Annotated in this window: 14 protein-coding genes; 11 read left to right on the plus strand and 3 right to left on the minus strand. The window is 69.0% G+C overall.

Annotated elements, in window-relative coordinates; genetic code table 11:
• Together Q0C41_RS15670 and Q0C41_RS15675 are read right to left on the minus strand one after the other, a co-directional pair.
• Positions 1–488: GNAT family N-acetyltransferase (locus Q0C41_RS15670; protein ID WP_291985039.1), on the minus strand; the 488-nt coding region annotated here is incomplete at its 3' end.
• 19 nt (positions 489–507) lie between these two features.
• Complete coding sequence (locus Q0C41_RS15675) at positions 508–2,445, minus strand: alkaline phosphatase (RefSeq protein WP_291985041.1); 1,938 nt, start codon at positions 2,443–2,445, stop codon at positions 508–510.
• Between the two features lie 83 nt (positions 2,446–2,528).
• Here Q0C41_RS15675 and Q0C41_RS15680 point away from each other — a divergent pair, with 83 nt between their 5' ends.
• Entirely contained in the window at positions 2,529–3,644 is a 1,116-nt protein-coding gene (locus Q0C41_RS15680; RefSeq protein WP_291985043.1) for an alkaline phosphatase, read from the plus strand.
• Entirely contained in the window at positions 3,644–4,795 is a 1,152-nt protein-coding gene (locus Q0C41_RS15685; protein WP_291985045.1) for a D-2-hydroxyacid dehydrogenase, read from the plus strand. Before Q0C41_RS15680 ends, Q0C41_RS15685 begins: the two co-directional genes overlap by 1 nt.
• A gap of 16 nt (positions 4,796–4,811) precedes the next feature.
• Here Q0C41_RS15685 and Q0C41_RS15690 read toward each other — a convergent pair whose 3' ends face one another.
• Positions 4,812–5,336 (minus strand): hypothetical protein, encoded by a 525-nt coding sequence (locus tag Q0C41_RS15690; protein WP_291985046.1) that lies wholly within the window; start codon positions 5,334–5,336, stop codon positions 4,812–4,814.
• Positions 5,337–5,487: 151 nt separating this feature from the next.
• On the opposite strand from Q0C41_RS15690, the gene Q0C41_RS15695 reads away from it, so the two are divergent.
• The 9 genes from Q0C41_RS15695 (at position 5,488) to glgX (ending at position 17,014) form a co-directional block, all read left to right on the plus strand.
• On the plus strand, positions 5,488–6,444 hold the full coding sequence (locus tag Q0C41_RS15695) for a TIM barrel protein (protein ID WP_291985048.1): 957 nt from the start codon (positions 5,488–5,490) through the stop codon (positions 6,442–6,444).
• A 14-nt stretch (positions 6,445–6,458) separates the two neighbouring features.
• Positions 6,459–7,613: a Gfo/Idh/MocA family oxidoreductase gene (locus Q0C41_RS15700; protein WP_291985050.1), complete on the plus strand. Its 1,155-nt coding sequence runs from the start codon at positions 6,459–6,461 to the stop codon at positions 7,611–7,613.
• 43 nt (positions 7,614–7,656) lie between these two features.
• Entirely contained in the window at positions 7,657–8,592 is a 936-nt protein-coding gene (locus Q0C41_RS15705; protein ID WP_291985052.1) for a sugar phosphate isomerase/epimerase, read from the plus strand.
• A gap of 288 nt (positions 8,593–8,880) precedes the next feature.
• Complete coding sequence (locus Q0C41_RS15710; RefSeq protein ID WP_291985054.1) at positions 8,881–9,705, plus strand: type 1 glutamine amidotransferase domain-containing protein; 825 nt, start codon at positions 8,881–8,883, stop codon at positions 9,703–9,705.
• 30 nt (positions 9,706–9,735) lie between these two features.
• On the plus strand, positions 9,736–11,445 hold the full coding sequence (locus Q0C41_RS15715; protein ID WP_291985055.1) for a thiamine pyrophosphate-binding protein: 1,710 nt from the start codon (positions 9,736–9,738) through the stop codon (positions 11,443–11,445).
• A gap of 31 nt (positions 11,446–11,476) precedes the next feature.
• Entirely contained in the window at positions 11,477–12,187 is a 711-nt protein-coding gene (locus tag Q0C41_RS15720) for an EthD domain-containing protein (protein ID WP_291985057.1), read from the plus strand.
• Positions 12,184–12,762: a DJ-1/PfpI family protein gene (locus Q0C41_RS15725; protein ID WP_291985059.1), complete on the plus strand. Its 579-nt coding sequence runs from the start codon at positions 12,184–12,186 to the stop codon at positions 12,760–12,762. Before Q0C41_RS15720 ends, Q0C41_RS15725 begins: the two co-directional genes overlap by 4 nt.
• A 32-nt stretch (positions 12,763–12,794) precedes the next feature.
• A complete protein-coding gene (locus Q0C41_RS15730) occupies positions 12,795–14,903 on the plus strand; it encodes an STAS domain-containing protein (RefSeq protein ID WP_291985061.1) in 2,109 nt (702 codons plus the stop codon).
• A 5-nt stretch (positions 14,904–14,908) separates the two neighbouring features.
• Positions 14,909–17,014: a glycogen debranching protein GlgX gene (gene glgX / locus Q0C41_RS15735; RefSeq protein WP_367079226.1), complete on the plus strand. Its 2,106-nt coding sequence runs from the start codon at positions 14,909–14,911 to the stop codon at positions 17,012–17,014.
• The last annotated feature ends 4 nt before the right edge of the window (positions 17,015–17,018 follow it).

Below are 17,018 nucleotides of genomic sequence, written 5' to 3' on the forward strand. Positions count from 1 at the left end.
CACTCGGTCCGCAACAGTCCGAACATCAGGATGTCGTCGTACAGATCGTCGAGGCGCCTGGCCCGGCGCCGGCACCCCTCCTCGCGGAACCCGACGCGTCGATACAACGCGATGGCCCGCGTGTTGGAGGCGAACACCTCGAGTTCGATGCGGTCGAGGCGAGCGAAGCCGTCTTCGAGGGCGCGCTCGAGCAGGGCCGCGCCGCGCCCACATCCGCGCGCCTCGTGGGCCAGCCCCATGCCCAGGCGGCCGCCGTGGGTGAGCCCCTCGTACGCGCCGGGAACGATGTCCACCCAGCCGACGAGGCGCTCCTGTTCGAGGGCCACGAGGGAGACGCCGCCCGTTGCCTGCACGTGCGCCACGTATCCGCGCGTCTGCTCGACGGTGAATCCGGTCGTCGAGCCCAGGAAGCGACGCTCGCGGCACACGGCGGTCACCAGCGCGTGCATGGCCTCGACGTCGGCGGCCGTGGTCGGTCGAATCACCATGGCATTGGGGTGCGCAGGGCTATCGGAGGGGGGCATACGTGCCCGCCGCCGCGCGGAGCAGCTTCAGCAGCACGTCGCTGTTGTCGTAGACCCCGGTGAACTGCCAGGCCCCGGGGCCGGTTGCCAACAGGGGCACGTCCGTGGCCGTGTGGCCCGCGAACGTGTGGCCGTTCGAGGCCGTGTCGCCGGGGCAGCCGTGCGGGTCCGGGCAGGCGGTCTCACCATTCTCGATGGTGCCCGAGACGAGGAAGCCGGGTATCTCGCCGTCCTTGGCGCGCGCCGGGTTGGCCACGGCCACCAGTCGCCCATCGTCCTTCTTCTCGAGGACGGCCGCTTCGGTCTGCACCCGGTCTGCCACCCAGTTCTCGACGTGATCCGGCGCCGCCGCCCAGCCCATCAGCAGCTTGCGCGACGGATTCGGGTCCACGGGGTAGCCGCGGTCGTCCACCACGTAGTTGGGGAAGAACGGCAGGACCTGCTCGGGCAGGAAGCGGAACACACCGGCGTAGTCGCGCACGGCCCGGCCGAGGGTGGCCGGGGCATACCGCTCGTTGCCGACCCCGATGATCGACATGCCGCCGCACTCGTGGTCGGCGGTGACGATGACGAGCGTGTCGTTGTCAGGGTCGCGGTCGCTGTTGGTGGCGCGGGCGAACTCGAGGGCCACGGCCACGGCCCGATCGAACTCGATCGTGTCCCACAGACTGCGCTCGGAATCGGCGGCGTGCGCCCGCTTGTCGATCGAGGCCCCCTCCACCATCAGGTAGAAGCCGGCCGGCGAATGCGTCGACAGCGATCGCAGGGCGAGGCGCGTCATGTCCTCGAGCATCGGCGTGTCGCGATAGGCCGCGTTCTTCTCGAGCGCCAGTTCGTCGCTGTAGGTGCCGGCGCCGATCTTGTCGAAGGCGACGACCATGTGCGAGGCGTGGAAGAGTCCGAGCACCTGCCGTGGCGCGGTACGCCCCGGGTCGAGCAGCGCCCGCACGTCCGTGCCCGTACGCACTGTCTCGTAGCCGGCACCGCGAAACTCCTCGACCAGGTGGCGCGCATCGGGCCGGGTCCCGCCGGCCGCCTTCGGTGCGAAGTGGTTGGCGCCGCCGCCCATCAGCACCGTCACCCCGTTGGTCGCCCGCTCGTCGAAGAACTGCGCCGCGATGCCTGGCCCGGCGAACCGGCTCGACGTGTGCGCGGCGTTGGCGGCCGGGGTCGAGTCGGTCAGGTCCGCCGTGGTGACGATGCCGACGTTGAAGCCGGGGCCGCGTGTGCGCCGGAGCATCTCGCCGAAGTACTCGATGCGCGGATTGTCGAACACGTCCGGCGTGTTGTCGGGGAAGACGCCTTCCTGGTTGTTGGCGTGCTTCTGCCCGGTCACGTAGGCGGCCATCCCTGGCGACGAGTCGGTGATCACGGCGTTCAGGGCACTGGTCATCACCTGCCCGGTCACCTCGAGCGTGTCCATGGCGAGTCGTCCGCGCGCCTTGCCGTTGTGCATGCCCCGCGACACGATGCGCGCGGCGGTGCGGTGGGCGGCGCCCATGCCATCACCGAGGAAGAAGATGACGTTGCGGGCCCGCGGCTGGGCCGGCCGCGTCGGGCCAGCCCAACGCTCGACCTGGAGGCGGGACTCGGCCGAGGCGCCGTCGCTGGTCGTGGCCCGGATGACGAGGGGGCCGGCGGTGCTGGTGCTGAAGCGGCGCGCGAGGAAGTTGGTCGTGCCGCGTGCGGCGCCCTCCTGCGCCTTCGGGTCGTTGCGTGCCGTCCATTCGTCGCCACCCACCCAGACGCGCAGGCCCGCCGGCGGCACGCCGTTGTCGCCCGTGGCCTCGACCCGGATGTCCAGCAACTGTCCGGCCGGGAGGATGCCGCCGTCCGGCGGCATGATGCGGATGGTGGTGGCGGCGGTGGCGGGGGCACCGCACACGAGCAGGAACGCCAGGACCAGTCGGGCGTGAGTCATGCCGGGATCATAGCCCTCGCTCAGCTGCCGGCGCGTCGCGGCGTGGTGACCCCGTGCACGTCGCGAGTGTCTATACTCGGCGGATGAAGCGGGTGCTCTGTCTCCTCCTCGTCCTCACCCCGGCCCTGCTGTCCGCGCAAGGCCGCGCCAGGAACGTCGTCCTGTTCCTCGCCGATGCCGGTGGCATCTCGACCATCACGGCGGCCAGTCTGCACGCCACGGGCCAGAGTCGGGGCCTGTTCATCCAGCGGATGCCCAACATCGCGTTGTCGGACACCTCGACAGCGTCGCAGATCGTCACGGACTCCGCCGCGGGCATGACGGCGATCGTGACGGGACACAAGACCCACAATGGCGTCATCGCGCAGGGGCCGGACACGGTCAAGGGGCAGACCGATGGCACGGCGCTCAAGACCATCCTGGAGTACGCCGAGCAGCACGGCCTCGCCACCGGGTTCGTCACCAACGACTCGATGACCGGCGCGACACCGGCCTCGCTCTATGCCCATGCCAACGACCGGGCGAAGAGCGCCGTCATCTTCCAGCAGGCGTTCGCGCCGCGCTTCGGCGATGGCGTGGACGTCATGATCGGTCCCGGGCGGGCGGCCCTCACGAAGTCCCTGGCCGCGGTGGGCAGCGACCTCGACACGGTGGCAAAGGGCGCGTCGCGCCCCATTCACGCGTCGCTGGCCGAGGTGCCCGCCGATGCGCGGCGGGCCATCGTGCTGCTCGAGTCGTCAGCCTTCGACCTCGAGGAGGCCGTGCTGGCGGCGCACCGCATCCTCTCGCGGCACAAGAAGGGCTACTTCCTGATGGTCGAAGGCGACACCCACACCGACAATGTCCGCGCCGGACTCGACCGCATGGTCGCGCTCGACACGACCATCGCGAAGATGTCCACGGTCGTCGGCCGCGACACGCTGCTGCTGTTCACCGCCGACCACTCCTTCGACCTGGCGCTGCGTGGTGGACGGCTGGGCGCGCCGCTGCTCGAGGGTCTCGAGGCCGAGCAGACGCTGGCACGCGAGGAGAAACGCCGGAGCATCCGCCTGCCGACGGTTCGCATGGACAATGGACACACCGGCGAACCCGTGATGGTGGCCGCGATGGGCCCTGGGGCCGATCGCGTGCGTGGGTACATGCTCAACACCGACATCTTCCACGTCATGCTGCGAGCCTTCGGCTGGAAGGAGAACTGATGCGTCTGCGCCTCACGCTGTCCCTCGTCGCCCTGTCGTCGTGCCTGGTCCCGGCGGCGTTCGCACAACCCGACGCCTCGCGAACGGCTCGCATGATTGCCGACCTGGGCCTGCGCGAGGCCGCCGAGCCGCTCCGGGCGTCGGCCACGTGGCGCGTGCCCGAGCGCGTCCTCGTCCGCGACATGACGCCAGCCCTCCAGCGCTGGTTGCAGGAGGTGGCGCCGGGCGTGCAGCTGGTCAGCGCCGGGACGACGGGCGAGGCGCGAGAGGCGGCGGCGACGGCCGACGCCGTGCTCGGCTTCTGCGAGGAGGCCGTGCTGGCCTCGAGCACACGGGTGCGCTGGGTGCAGACCTACAACGCTGGCGTCGAGCGCTGCCTGACGAGTGACGTCTTCCGCCAGCGGGGCATCCTGCTGACGAACATGCAGCGCATCGCCGGTCCCGTCATGGCCGAGCACGTGATGGCCATGATCCTGGCCCACTCGCGAGGCCTGCCCGGCTATCTGGCTGCGCAGCGGGAGGGACGCTGGGCGCGCGGGGCCGTGTCGGCCAACTGGACGCCGTTCACCGCACTGGCCGATGGCGATCAGCCGGCCTTCAGCCTGGTGGGCAAGACCATCCTCGTGGTGGGCTATGGCGGTGTCGGCAGCGAAGTCGCGCGGCGGGCGCATGCCTTCGACATGCGGGTCATCGCCATCCGCAACACGAAGGCCGACGTGCCGCCCCTGGTGAGCCGGATGGGCCTGCCCGCCGATCTGCCGGCCTTCGTGCGCGAGGCCGACATCGTCGTCAACACGCTGCCGCTGACGCCGGACACGCGCGACATGTTCGACGCGACGATCTTCGGGGCCATGAAGCGGACGGCCTTCTTCGTCAACGTCGGACGCGGCGGCACCGTGGTCACCGAGGCCCTGGCCAGTGCCCTGCGGGAGGGACGGCTCGGGGGCGCCGGGCTCGACGTCGTCGAACCGGAGCCGCTGCCCGCAGGGCATCCGCTCTGGAAGGCCCCGCGCCTGATCCTCACCCCCCACGTCTCGGCCGACTCCGACCTCGACGAGGACGCACGCTGGCTGCTGGTGCGCGAGAACCTGCGGCGCTTCGTCGCCGGCGATCGCATGCTGTCCGTGGTGGATGCGTCGCGCGGCTACTGAGACAGACCACCGCTCGTCATCTCGCGTCGTCTGGCGGCTCGTCCGAGACCAGCGCGAATCCCGGGTAGTGCGTGCGCATGCAGTCATCGCAGATGCCGTGACTGAACATCGTGTCCGAGTGGCTGCTGATGTAGCTCTCGAGCGCTTCCCAGTGCCCGTCTGCGGTGTGAATCTTCTTGCAGAAGGCGCAGATGGACAGCAGCTTCTCGAGGTGCCGGATGCGGCGCTGCTGCGCCTGGACGTGCGTGATCGCGAACACGGCCAGCAGGAGCACGGCCGTGCGGATGACGAAGTCGCCGCTCGCGACGGCGGTGGTGACGCCTGGTTCCTCGCGCACGACCACGGTCACGAGGAACTGGAGGAAGGGCAGCAGCAGCGCCAGCATCGTCGCCGGGCCACGCCCGAGGTACCAGACCGCGACCAGCACCGGCAGGACGAGGGCGGTGGAGAACTCGACGAGCGGAGGCGTGACGTAGTCGACGAGGAGGATGGCCGCCGCGAGGACGAGCACCGCCAGCCAGACGCGCGTTCTGATCGCCACGCGAACGCCCTCCCGGGCGCGTCTGGGGTCGGACCGTCTGGCGACGCCATGCGGCCTCACGGCCTGGCCCCGACATCCTCCATGGTAGCGCTTCCACCGCGAGGGCGCTCGCGGGTCCCCGGGCCACGCCGACTGCGATAAGCTCTGCGCCATGCACAGACGTGAGTTCCTGGGGGCGCTGGCCGCGTCGGGCATGACCTCCGCGCTCTCGGGCACCGGAGCCGCCGCCTCGTCGGCGCAGGCGCCGGCCCCACGCCCGGCGGCCGCCACCACCTTCCAGATGGCCTGCATGACGCTGCCGTATGCGGCCTTTCCCATCGAACGGGCACTGGAGGGCATCAAGGCGGCCGGCTATCCGCACGTCGCCTGGGGGGTCACGCACAAGGACGCGAGCGGGCAGACGCGACCGGCCATGGACGTCGAGGCCCCGCCGGCCACCGCCGCGGCGCTGGGCCGACGCTGTCGCGATCTCGGCCTGGACCCGGTGATGATGTTCTCCACCGTCTTCCTCGAGGAACCCGAGGCGGCCGACGCCCACCGCAAGCGCATCGCCCAGGCTGCCGCCGCCGGCATCCCCTACCTGCTGACGTTCGGCCGTACCCGGCCGGGTGAGTACGAGCGCGTCATCGCGTGCCTGAAGGCCATCGGGCCGGTGGCGCGGCAGGCCGGCATCACGGTGCTCATCAAGCAGCACGGCGGCAACACGGCCACCGGCGCGATGTGCTCGACGATCATCCGCGAGGTCGGCGACTCCGGCGTCCGCATGTGCTATGACGCCGGTAACGTCCTCGACTACGAGAGCCACGACCCGATTGCCGACATCGCCACGTGCGTCGGCGACGTCCGGGCCTTCGCCATCAAGGACCACCGCGACTGGCCGAAGGACGAGGACTGCGGTCCCGGCTTCGGCGAGATCGATCACTACCGCCTCTTCGCGCCCGTCATGCAGACGGGCCTGACGATGCCGCTGGTGTTCGAGAACATCTTCGAGCCCCTGGTGGGGCGTCCGACGACGCCTGACGGTGTGGATGCGCTCGCGCGCCGCGCCAGGGAATACATGGAGAGCGTGATCCGCGGGTTGCAGGCCAGACCTGTGCCCGCGGCATGAAAGGGCATCTGAACGTGACGCACGACCTCAGTCGACGGGCATTCCTCGAGACAGGCACGACGCTGGCCGCCACCGCGGCCCTGGCCGGCCGGGCGATGGCCCAGCCCCGGGTGGCGATTCCGCCCGCACCGGTCGCCGGAGCCATCGCGACCGGCATCATCGGCACCGGTGGACGCGGCACCAACGACCTGCACGCGGTGCTCGAGCACGGCAAGGTGGCCGCCGTGTGCGACGTCAAGGCCGATCGGATGAAGGCCGCGGCGGAGGCCGCGGCGCGGGACACGCCGGCGCAGTTGGCCGACTGGCGTCGGGTCATCGACCGCAAGGACATCGAGGCCGTCGTCATCGCCACGCCGCCGCACCTGCACGCCGAGATGGCCGTGGCGGCGCTGCAGGCCGGCAAGCACGTCTACTGCGAGAAGCCGGTCGCCATCACCCCCGAGACCGTGGCCCAGGTGGTCAAGGCCGTCAAGGCCTCGGGCAAGGTGTTCGTCTCCGGCCAGCAGCTGCGGTCCTATCGTCGGCTCGGCACGGCCGTCGGCAAGATCCGCGGCGGTGCCATCGGCGAGGTGCTGATGGTCAAGGCCCAGCGGCACTCCGAGTCGGACCTCAGTCACACCGGCACGTCGGCCGACTGGTTCTTCGATGTCGAGAAGTCGGGCGGCTACCTGATCGAGATGTCGGTGCACAACCTCGATCTGTGCAACTGGGCGATCGGCGCGACGCCGCTCAAGGCGGCCGGCTTCGGCGGCATCCTGCTCTACAAGGACGACCCGCCAGGGCGGTCGATCATGGACGGGTACACCCTCAGCTACGACTACCCTGGCAACGTGAAGCTCTATTTCACGCAGATGGTGTTCCACCCGAAGGGCCTGCCCGGCGGTGGGCAGTTCGTGCACGTGTACGGCAAGAAGGGCGCCTGCGACCTGATGGGCGACACGAAGGTGTATCCGCTCGAGGGCGAGGCGGCGCCGGCCGAACTGGTGCCGAAGATGGACGAAGCGCCCAACGCGCACATGCTCGCGTTCTACGAGTGCATCCGTGGCAAGGGCGCCAATCCGGCCGACATCGGCGTCGGCGCCACCGGCGCGCTGACGGCGATCATGGGGCACATGGCCATCACCACCGGCAAGGTCGTCGAGTGGAAGGACATCGCGGGCGGACTCTAGAAGCAGGGCTCAGGGCTCAGGCCTCAAGGTGGAGCGGACAGACATGGCAAGACAGACGACACGCCGCGAGTTCCTCGCGGTGACGGCGGCCGGGGCGATGGCAGCAGCGGCGCCGTTGCGGGCACGACAGGCGAAAGCCCCGCTCTACAAGATCTCGCTGGCGCAGTGGTCGATCAACCAGCCGTTGCGCAAGGGCACGCTGCAACACCTGGACTTCGCGAAGATCGCCAGAGGCGTCGGCATCGACGCCATCGAGTACGTCAACCAGTTCTTCATGGACAAGGCGACCGACGCGGCCTACCTGGCCGAGATGAACACCCGGGCGAAGGGTGAGGGCGTGACGCAGGTGCTCATCATGTGCGACCGTGAGGGCAACCTCGGCGATCCGGATGCCGCCAAGCGCCACACGGCCGTCGAGAACCACTACAAGTGGGTGACGGCGGCAAAGACGCTGGGTTGCCATTCCATCCGGGTGAACGCCTACAGCAGCGGCACGCCGGAAGAGCAGCAGAAGCTCGTGGCCGACGGCCTGCACAAGTTGTGTGTGTTCGCCGACACGCACGGGCTCAACGTCATCATCGAGAACCACGGCGGCCTGAGCAGCAACGCGAAGTGGCTGATGCAGACCATCAAGGCCGCCGATCACACACGCGCCGGCACGCTGCCCGACTTCGGCAATTTCTCGATCTCGCGGCCCACGCAGGCCAACCCCGACGCGAAGGTCGAGAGCTACGACTCGTACGTCGGCGTGCAGGAGATGATGCCCCTCGCCAGGGGCGTCAGCGTCAAGCCCACGGCGTGGGACTTCAAGGGCAATCAGAGTCCGCTCGACTACCCGCGGATGATGAAGATCGTCCTCGACGCCGGCTATCACGGCTACTGCGGCATCGAGCACGGCGCGGCGGGCCGCGAACTCGACAGCATCCGCGAGGTCCGGCAGCAGCTCGAGACCACGCGCGACCAGCTGACGACCCGCTAGATCCGCGAGCGCCGCGCCGCGGCACCGCACCTGCCTGTTCTGGCTCGCACGGTGGGGGAGGGCTCGCCCTCCTCCGCCGGCGCGACACCCGGCGCTCCCCGCGCCGGCCCCCGGCCAAGTCCTGGTCGGCTCACGCCTCCCGCCTCCCGCCTCCCGCCTCCCGACTCTCCGAGTCGACGCCCCACTGTACCAATCCGCAACGGTGCCGATTGGGTGGGGGCAAGGCAGCCAACGTGCCATTTCTGCGGGCCGAGGAGTCCCTGTTCGGTCCGACGAGGGGTGTTCCGCATGTCGAAGAAGGTCCTCGCCGTCGTCTCGAACCACGGCTACTGGGGCGTCGAGCTCACCGGCCCGATGCGCAAGCTCGAAGCGGCCGGGTACGAGCTGGTCTACACGACGCCGAAGGGCGGGCGCCCCGTGGCGCTGCCACCCAGCTACGACACCACCTACTGGGACCCGCCGCTCGGGTACCACGTGACGACGCCCGAGGATGCGGCGCAGGTGGTGGCCTTCAAGGACAGCCCCCTGCTGGACGATCCCATCGATCTGTCGGCCTGGTTCCCCGAGCGGCCCTACTACAGCAGCGCGACGTTCCTGCGCGACCTCGAGGCCTACCACCAGCGGCTCAGGGCCCTGCGGCAGGAGCTCGACACGTACGCCGGACTGCTGCTCGTCGGCGGCAGCGGCCCGATCGTGGACATGGTCAACAACCAGCGCGTCCACGACCTGATTCTCGGCTTCCACGGGCTCGACAAGCCGATTGCCGCCATCTGCTACGGCGTCGCCTGCCTGCCGATGGCCCGTGACATGAACGAGCGCCGCAGCCTCATTCGCGGCAAGCACGTCACCGGCCACTGCATCGAGTTCGACTATCACGATGGCACCGGCTTCATCGGCACCGACTTCAACATGGGGCCGCCACCGTACTGCCTCGAGTTCATGCTCGCCGACGCCGTCGGTTCCGAGGGGCAGTACCACGGCAACTTCGGCAAGGCGACCTCGGTGATCGTCGACTATCCGTTCATCACCGCACGGTCGCTGCAGTGCTCGCACGAGTTCGGCGACCAGTTCGTCAACGTCCTCGACCATGGGCTGCGCCGCTACGGCTGGTAAGCCGCCGCGCACCTCTCTCAGGGCACGTCGATGACGCAGACCAACACCGGCTGTCACGCCATCTTCCGGCAGTTCATCGCCGATGGCATGACGCACATGTTCGGCAACCCCGGCACCGTCGAGCAGGGCTTTCTCGACGCCATGGCCGACTTTCCGGAGATGCGCTACATCCTCACGCTGCAGGAGAGCGTGGCGGTGCTCAGCGCCGATGGCTACGCGCGCGCCACCCAGAAGCCGACGCTCGTGCAGCTGCACAGCTCGCCCGGCATCGGCAACGCCGTCGGTGCGCTCTACCAGGCCAAGCGTGGTCACGCGCCGCTGGTCGTCATCGCCGGTGACGCCGGCATCCGCTACATGAACATGGACGCGCAGATGGCGGCCGACCTGGTCGCCATGATGGAGCCCGTCACCAAGTACGCGACGATGGTGCTCGACCCGCGCCACCTGCTCCGCACGCTGCGCCGCGCCATCAAGATCGCCGCCACGCCCCCGATGGGACCCGTCTACGTCTGCCTGCCGGCCGACGTGATGGATGCCGTCAACGACGAACCGGTCTTCCCGTCGTGCATCCCGTCCACCCGCGTCCGGCCAGACGATGCCGTGACGGCGGAGGCGGCGCGCCTGCTCGGCGGATCCACGCGACCGGTCATCCTCTGCGGCGACGGCGTCGCCTGGTCGGGGGCCAACGCCGCCCTCGAGCGGGTCGCGGAAACGCTCGGCGCCGAGATCTGGGTGGCCGACGGTGGCGACCTGAACGTCGCCACCACGCACCCGTGCCTGCAGGGCGGGACGGGGCACATGTTCGGCAGCGTCAGCCTGCCCATCACGCGCAAGGGCGACGGCGTCCTCGTCGTCGGCACATACCTGTTGCCCGAGGTGTTCCCGGAACTCGGCGACATCTTCGACCCGGCGGCCCGGATCGTCCATCTCGATCTCAACGCCTACGAGATTGCCAAGAACCACCGCGTCGACCTGGGCGTGGTGTGCGATCCCCGGTGCGGCCTCGAGGCCCTCGACGAGGCGCTGCGCGCGACGATGCCCGCCGAGGCCCGGTCGGCAGCGGCCGCCCGCGTCGCGGCGATGCGGCAGGCCAAGGCCAGTGCCACCGCCGCTCAGGCCGCCGTGGATCGCGATCGTGCCGCACAGCCCCAGGCGACGATGGAAGCCTTTGCTGCGGCGCTGGCGACCCGTCTGCCCGAGGACGCCATCGTCTTCGACGAGTCGCTGACCAGCTCGATGGCCTTCAATCGCGCCATCCCGCGCACCAGGCCTGGCAGCTACTTCTTCACGCGGGGCGGCTCGCTCGGCGTCGGCTTCCCTGGCGCGCTCGGCGCGCAGATGGCCAACCCCGGCTCGCTCGTCGTCGGTCTGACCGGCGACGGCGGCAGCATGTACACCATCCAGGTGTTGTACACCGCGAAGAAGTACGGCACGAAGACGCTGTTCGTCGTCTGCAACAACTCGCGCTACAAGCTGCTCGACCTCAACATCGCGCACTACTGGCAGGAGCAGCGCATCCCGTCGCACGCCTTCCCGGCCTCGTTCGACCTCTCGGACCCGCCGCTCGGCTTCGTCGACCTGGCGCGCGGCATGGGCGTGCCGGCGCGACGCATCGAACGCGCCGACCAGATCGCCGCCGTCCTCGACGAGGCACTCGCGACCGACGGTCCGTTCCTCATCGACCTCGTGCTCACCGAGCACACCGACGACCACACGCCCGGCTGCAAGTGCGGGCAGTGACCGACGCCCGCACCTGAGACACGAATACGCCATGCTGCATCAGTTCATCTTCGCCGCGCCCCGCCCTGGCATGAGCGAGGCGGAGTTCCAGGACTACTGGGTCCACCGCCACGCCGTGGACTTCGCCAGCAAGATCCCGGGCATCCGCCGCTACGCGGTCGACACCCGGATCGCACGGCCCGACGAGACCGGGCCGCCGCTCTTCAGTGGGTGTGCCGAGATCTGGCTCGACGATGTCGAGGCGCTGCTGGGGGCGCTGCAGTCGCCGGAACTGATTCGTGGCGCACGTGCCGACGAGCCCAACTGGGCGGCGTTCTGGCAGACCATCGCGCTCAACACCGACACGGAGGTGCTGCTGCCTGGCCCCCCGGTCAGTCGCGCCGGCGGCCTGGTAAAGCTGATGGTGCTGCTGAAGCGCCTGCCCGGCACGACGATGGACGCCTTCCGTCGTCACGCGCGCGACGTCTATGCCCCGAAGGTGCAGGCCGTGCCCGGCCTGCGCCGCCTGCACGTCTGCCCGGTGCCGGACATGTTCTACGCCGTGTCGGAGACACCCTTCGACGGCGTCGCGATGCTGTGGTTCGACGACGTCGCCGCCATGGACGTGGCGCTGGCCTCGCCCGCGTACGTGGACGGCGTGCTGCCGGACGCCGCCACCTTCCTCGACACCCGCTACATGCACACGCTGGCCGTGACCGAGCACTGGATCATCGGCCCCGACGCCACCGAGGTGACGCCATGAACCAGCCGCTCGCGGGTCTCAAGGTCGCCGTGCTCATCGAGTCCGACTACTACGAGAACGAGATCCACTACTACCAGCATCGCTTCCCCGAGGAGGGTGTCGAGCTGCACTTCCTGACCCGTCTCTGGGGGCAGCCGTCGATCACCTTCACCGGCCACGAGTACCGGGCGCCGCTGGTGGCTACGGAGAGCTTCGAGGGACTGACCGACGACGACATCCGGAGCTACGCCGCCGTCATCGTCCCCTCGGGCATCGTCGCCGATCGGCTGCGCTACACCGAGGACGTCACGAAGGTGCCGCCGGCCACCGAGTTCCTCGCCCGCGCGTTCGCCCAGCCGTCGGTGCTCAAGGGCATCATCTGCCACGGCCTCTGGCTGACGGCGCCGCGCACCGACCTGGTGCGGGGCCGCCGCCTGACCTGCCACAACAACCTGATCGGCGATGCGCGTGCCTATGGCGCGGACTACGTCGACGCCGACGTCGTCACCGACGGCGACCTGATCACGGCCCGCACCGGCGGGCACTGCCACCTGCTCGCCCGCACGCTCATCGACACGCTGGCCGCGCGTCGCTGACCTTTGATTTCCGACAGCCAGGAGCCACGGACATGGACCCGATGCACTTCACCTTCTCGGACCTCGTGATGGGGTACGTCACCGCCTTCGAGTGGGAGCGCAAGGACTACTTCACGCTGACCACGACCGACGGGCGCGAGTTCGAGGTCAAGCTGGGCGACAACTGCTACGCGGAGATCATCCGCAACCTGGGTGAGGGCTTCATCTCGACCGACCAGGTGCAAAACATGCTGCAGGAGGGCCGTTTCTGTTTCGTGTACGGCGTCTTCTACCCGGAAGGTGGCGTCACGCGGTTCGAGGCCAAGCACCTGGTCTTCGCCGGACGGACCGAGGACGAGTTCGTGTTCGAGCGACAGGACTGGTGGATCCAGCAGATTCGTCAACTCGGGGACTTCTACGTCGACGCCGAGTTCGGCGACGGTGAGATCGACTTCCGCCGCTACCGCACGCAACTGACGGCCGATGGCCGCACGACGGGCGACTACCGCCAGGAGACCGACACGGTCTCGCGTCTCGTCTACGGCTTCGCGTCGGCCTACCTGCTCACCGGCAAGGACCGCTATCTCGAGGCAGCCGATGCCGGCACGGCCTACCTGCGCGACCACTTCCGCTGCAAGGACGCCAGCGACGACACCTGCTACTGGTACCACGCCATCGACGTCGTCGGCGACCACGAGCGGAAGATCTTCGCCTCCGAGTTCGGCGACGACTTCGACGCCATCCCGGCCTACGAGCAGATCTATGCGCTGGCCGGTCCGACGCAGACGTTCAGGGTGACTGGTGACACGCGGATCGCCACCGACATCCAGATGACGATCAACATGTTCCAGAAGTACTTCCTCGATGCGAAGCTGGGCGGCTACTGGTCACACATCGATCCCATCACCTTCGACGGCACCGCGGAGTCGCTCGACCGCAACCGTGGTCGCAAGAACTGGAACTCGGTCGGCGACCATGCGCCGGCCTACCTGATCAACGCCGTGCTCGCCACCGACAAGCCCGAGTGGAAGGCGATGCTGGAGTACTGCGCCGACACCATCACGGCGCACTTCCCGGACTACGAGCACAGCCCGTTCGTGAACGAGAAGTTCCATGCCGACTGGAGCCACGACCAGACCTGGGGCTGGCAGCAGAACCGGGCCGTGGTCGGCCACAACCTCAAGATCGCGTGGAACCTGTCGCGCATCCGCGCCATGGTCGACAAGCCCGAGTATCGCGCCTTCGCGACCCGCATCGCCGAGCTGATGCCCGAGCACGGCATGGACAAGCAGCGCGGCGGCTGGTACGACGTGGTCGCCCGGACGATGACCGACGGAGAGGAGTGGCATCGCTTCGCCTGGCACGATCGCAAGGCGTGGTGGCAGCAGGAGCAGGGCATCCTCGCCTACCTGATCATGTTCGGCCTCGACAAGAAGCCCGAGCATCTGCGCCTGGCGCGCGAGTCCACGGCCTTCTACAACGCCTGGTTCCTCGACCACGATGCCGGCGGCATCTACTTCAACGTGCTGGCCAACGGCACGCCGTACCTGATGGGCAACGAGCGGCTGAAGGGCAGCCACTCGATGGCGGGCTACCACAGCTTCGAGCTGTGCTATCTCGCCGCGGTCTACACCAACCTGCTCATCACCAAGCAGCCCCTGGACCTGCACTTCAAGCCGCGGCCCGATGCCGACCGCACGTTGCGTGTTGCCCCGGACCTGCTGCCCGCGGGCAGCGTGCGACTGGAGTCGGTGTCCATCGACGGCAAGCCGTACGCCGACTTCGATGCCGACGCGCTGACGGTGCAGCTGCCGGCCTCCGACGTCGCCCTGCGCGTGCAGGTGCGCCTGGTGCCGGCCGAGGGCATGGAGCACTTCGGCATCACGGTGAGCGGTGATCGCATGACGCTGAGCGGCGACCTCGACAACCGGGCGGCGCCGTACTTCCGGGTCAAGCTCGCCAACCTGATTGCCGCCAACCCGAAGGGGGTGACCCTCGACATGCAGGACCTGACGGTGCTGTCCAAGGCCGCCCTGCGCGCGCTCGCCTTCGAGCGCGGCAAGCTGGCCACCGACGCCACCTGCACCATCGAGGGCGCCAGCGACGCCATCCGGTCGCTGATCGACGCCGAGGAACTCGGCGAGGAAGTGGTCCTCGCGTGAACGTCCTGCTCGATACCGCCCGCACGGATCGTCACGGCGCGTCGACCTTCGTCTGCGCGCCGGGACGGCCCCATCCGCTCGGCGCCACGCCTGACGAGGGCGGCGTCAACTTCTCGCTCTACTCGCAGCACGCGACGGGCGTCGAGCTGCTGCTGTTTGCCGCGGCCGCGGATGCCGAGCCGGCGCAGGTCGTCGTGCTCGATCCAGCCGTCAACCGCACGTTCTTCTTCTGGCACGTGCGCGTCGAGGGACTGACGGCCGGCTGGCACTACGCCTACCGGGTCGACGGCCCGCGAGACGTCGCCAGCGGGCATCGGTTCAATCCGGCCAAGGTGGTGCTCGATCCGTATGCGAAGGGCATCTCCAACGCGGTGTGGAATCGCGTCGCCGCCTGTGGCGAGGCCGACAACCTGCACGAGTCGATGCGGTGCGAAGTGATCGACACCGCCGACTACGACTGGGAGGGCGATCGTCCCCTCGGCCGGCCGATGCAGGACAGCATCATCTACGAAGCCCACGTCAAGGGCTTCACGGCGTCGCCCACCTCCGGCGTGACCGAGCCCGGCACGTTCCGCGCGCTGATGGAGAAGATCCCGTACCTGCAGGATCTCGGTATCACCGCCGTCGAGTTGCTGCCCATCTTCGACTTCGACGAGACCGAGTCCCTGCGGCAGGTCGGCGACACCACGCTGACCAACTTCTGGGGTTACTCGACGGTGGGCTACTTCGCGCCCGAGGCCAGTTACTGCGCCACGAGGGACGACGGGGCGCACCTCCGCGAGCTGCGCGACCTGGTCAAGGCGCTGCACGCGGCCGGCATCGAGGTCATCCTCGACGTCGTCTTCAACCACACCAACGAGGGCAACCACGAGGGGCCGACGCTGCATTTCAAGGGCATCGACAACGCCACGTACTACATCCTCGTCGGCAACGATCGCCGCTACTACATGGACTACACCGGGTGCGGCAACACGGTGAACTGCAACCATCCGATCACCGACAAGTTCGTCCAGGAGTGCCTGGAGTACTGGGTCGAGGAACTGCACATCGACGGTTTCCGCTTCGACGAGGGCTCCGTCCTCTCCCGCGACGAAGAGGGCCGGCCGATGGCCCATCCGCCCGTGCTGTGGAACCTCGAGCTGTCGGAGACCTTCGCCGACACCAAGCTGATCGCCGAAGCCTGGGACGCGGCGGGCCTCTATCAGATCGGCAGCTTCCCCGGGGTGCGCTGGGCCGAGTGGAACGGCCGCTTCCGTGACGACGTGCGCCGCTTCGTGCGCGGCGACCGCGGCGTGGTCGGCGCCGTCGCCACCCGCATCGCCGGCAGCGCCGATCTCTACCAGGCGAGTGGACGCGGACCCACCAACTCGATCAACTTCATCACCTGCCACGACGGCTTCACGCTGATGGACCTCGTGTCCTACAACGGCAAGCACAACGAGGCCAACGGTGAGGGCAATCGCGACGGCATCGACGACAACCTGAGCTGGAACTGCGGCGTCGAGGGCGAGACGGACGATGCTGCCGTGCGTGCCCTGCGGACACGGCAGGCGAAGAACCTCGCGGCGATCCTCCTGCTGTCCCAGGGCGTGCCCATGCTGCTCGGCGGCGACGAGTTCGGGCGCTCGCAGCGTGGCAACAACAACGCCTACTGCCAGGACAACGCCATCAGCTGGGTCGACTGGACCCTGCTCGACGAGCACCGCGACCTGCACGCCTTCGTGAAGGGGATGATCGCGCTCCGCAAGCAGTGCGGGCAGCTGCGCCGCGCCGACTACGTCGCGGGACGTGTCAACGCGCGCGGCCTGCCGGAGCTGGGCTGGCACGGCTGCCAGCTCGACGCGCCCGGCTGGAACGACCCGTCCTGTCGCGTCCTCGCCTTCACCCTGGCCGGGCTGGCCGAGGGGGAGCCCGACCTGCACGTGATGATGAACATGGACGACCAGAGCCTCGACTTCGACGTGCCCGCCGTGGCCACGCGTCGGTGGCATCGTCTCGCCGATACCGCGCTGTCGGGCGGCGCCGACATGGATCCGGCCGCCACCACCGTCATCACGGCGCCGCGCTACCTCGTGACCGGTCGCAGCGTCGTGGTCCTGGTGTCGAAGTAGGAGC

The organism is Luteitalea sp., from assembly GCF_022842525.1.
In the GTDB taxonomy this organism is placed as follows: Bacteria; Acidobacteriota; Vicinamibacteria; order Vicinamibacterales; family Vicinamibacteraceae; genus Luteitalea.

Excerpts from the sequence above, each read along its gene's own strand:
- Q0C41_RS15695 (WP_291985048.1), top strand. The coding sequence starts at position 5,488 with ATGCACAGACGTGAGTTCCTGGGGGCGCTGGCCGCGTCGGGCATGACC.
- Q0C41_RS15715 (WP_291985055.1), top strand. The coding sequence starts at position 9,736 with ATGACGCAGACCAACACCGGCTGTCACGCCATCTTCCGGCAGTTCATC.
- Q0C41_RS15685 (WP_291985045.1), top strand. The coding sequence starts at position 3,644 with ATGCGTCTGCGCCTCACGCTGTCCCTCGTCGCCCTGTCGTCGTGCCTG.
- Q0C41_RS15725 (WP_291985059.1), top strand. The coding sequence starts at position 12,184 with ATGAACCAGCCGCTCGCGGGTCTCAAGGTCGCCGTGCTCATCGAGTCC.
- Q0C41_RS15675 (WP_291985041.1), bottom strand. The coding sequence starts at position 2,445 with ATGACTCACGCCCGACTGGTCCTGGCGTTCCTGCTCGTGTGCGGTGCC.
- Q0C41_RS15710 (WP_291985054.1), top strand. The coding sequence starts at position 8,881 with ATGTCGAAGAAGGTCCTCGCCGTCGTCTCGAACCACGGCTACTGGGGC.
- Q0C41_RS15720 (WP_291985057.1), top strand. The coding sequence starts at position 11,477 with ATGCTGCATCAGTTCATCTTCGCCGCGCCCCGCCCTGGCATGAGCGAG.
- Q0C41_RS15705 (WP_291985052.1), top strand. The coding sequence starts at position 7,657 with ATGGCAAGACAGACGACACGCCGCGAGTTCCTCGCGGTGACGGCGGCC.
- Q0C41_RS15680 (WP_291985043.1), top strand. The coding sequence starts at position 2,529 with ATGAAGCGGGTGCTCTGTCTCCTCCTCGTCCTCACCCCGGCCCTGCTG.
- Q0C41_RS15730 (WP_291985061.1), top strand. The coding sequence starts at position 12,795 with ATGGACCCGATGCACTTCACCTTCTCGGACCTCGTGATGGGGTACGTC.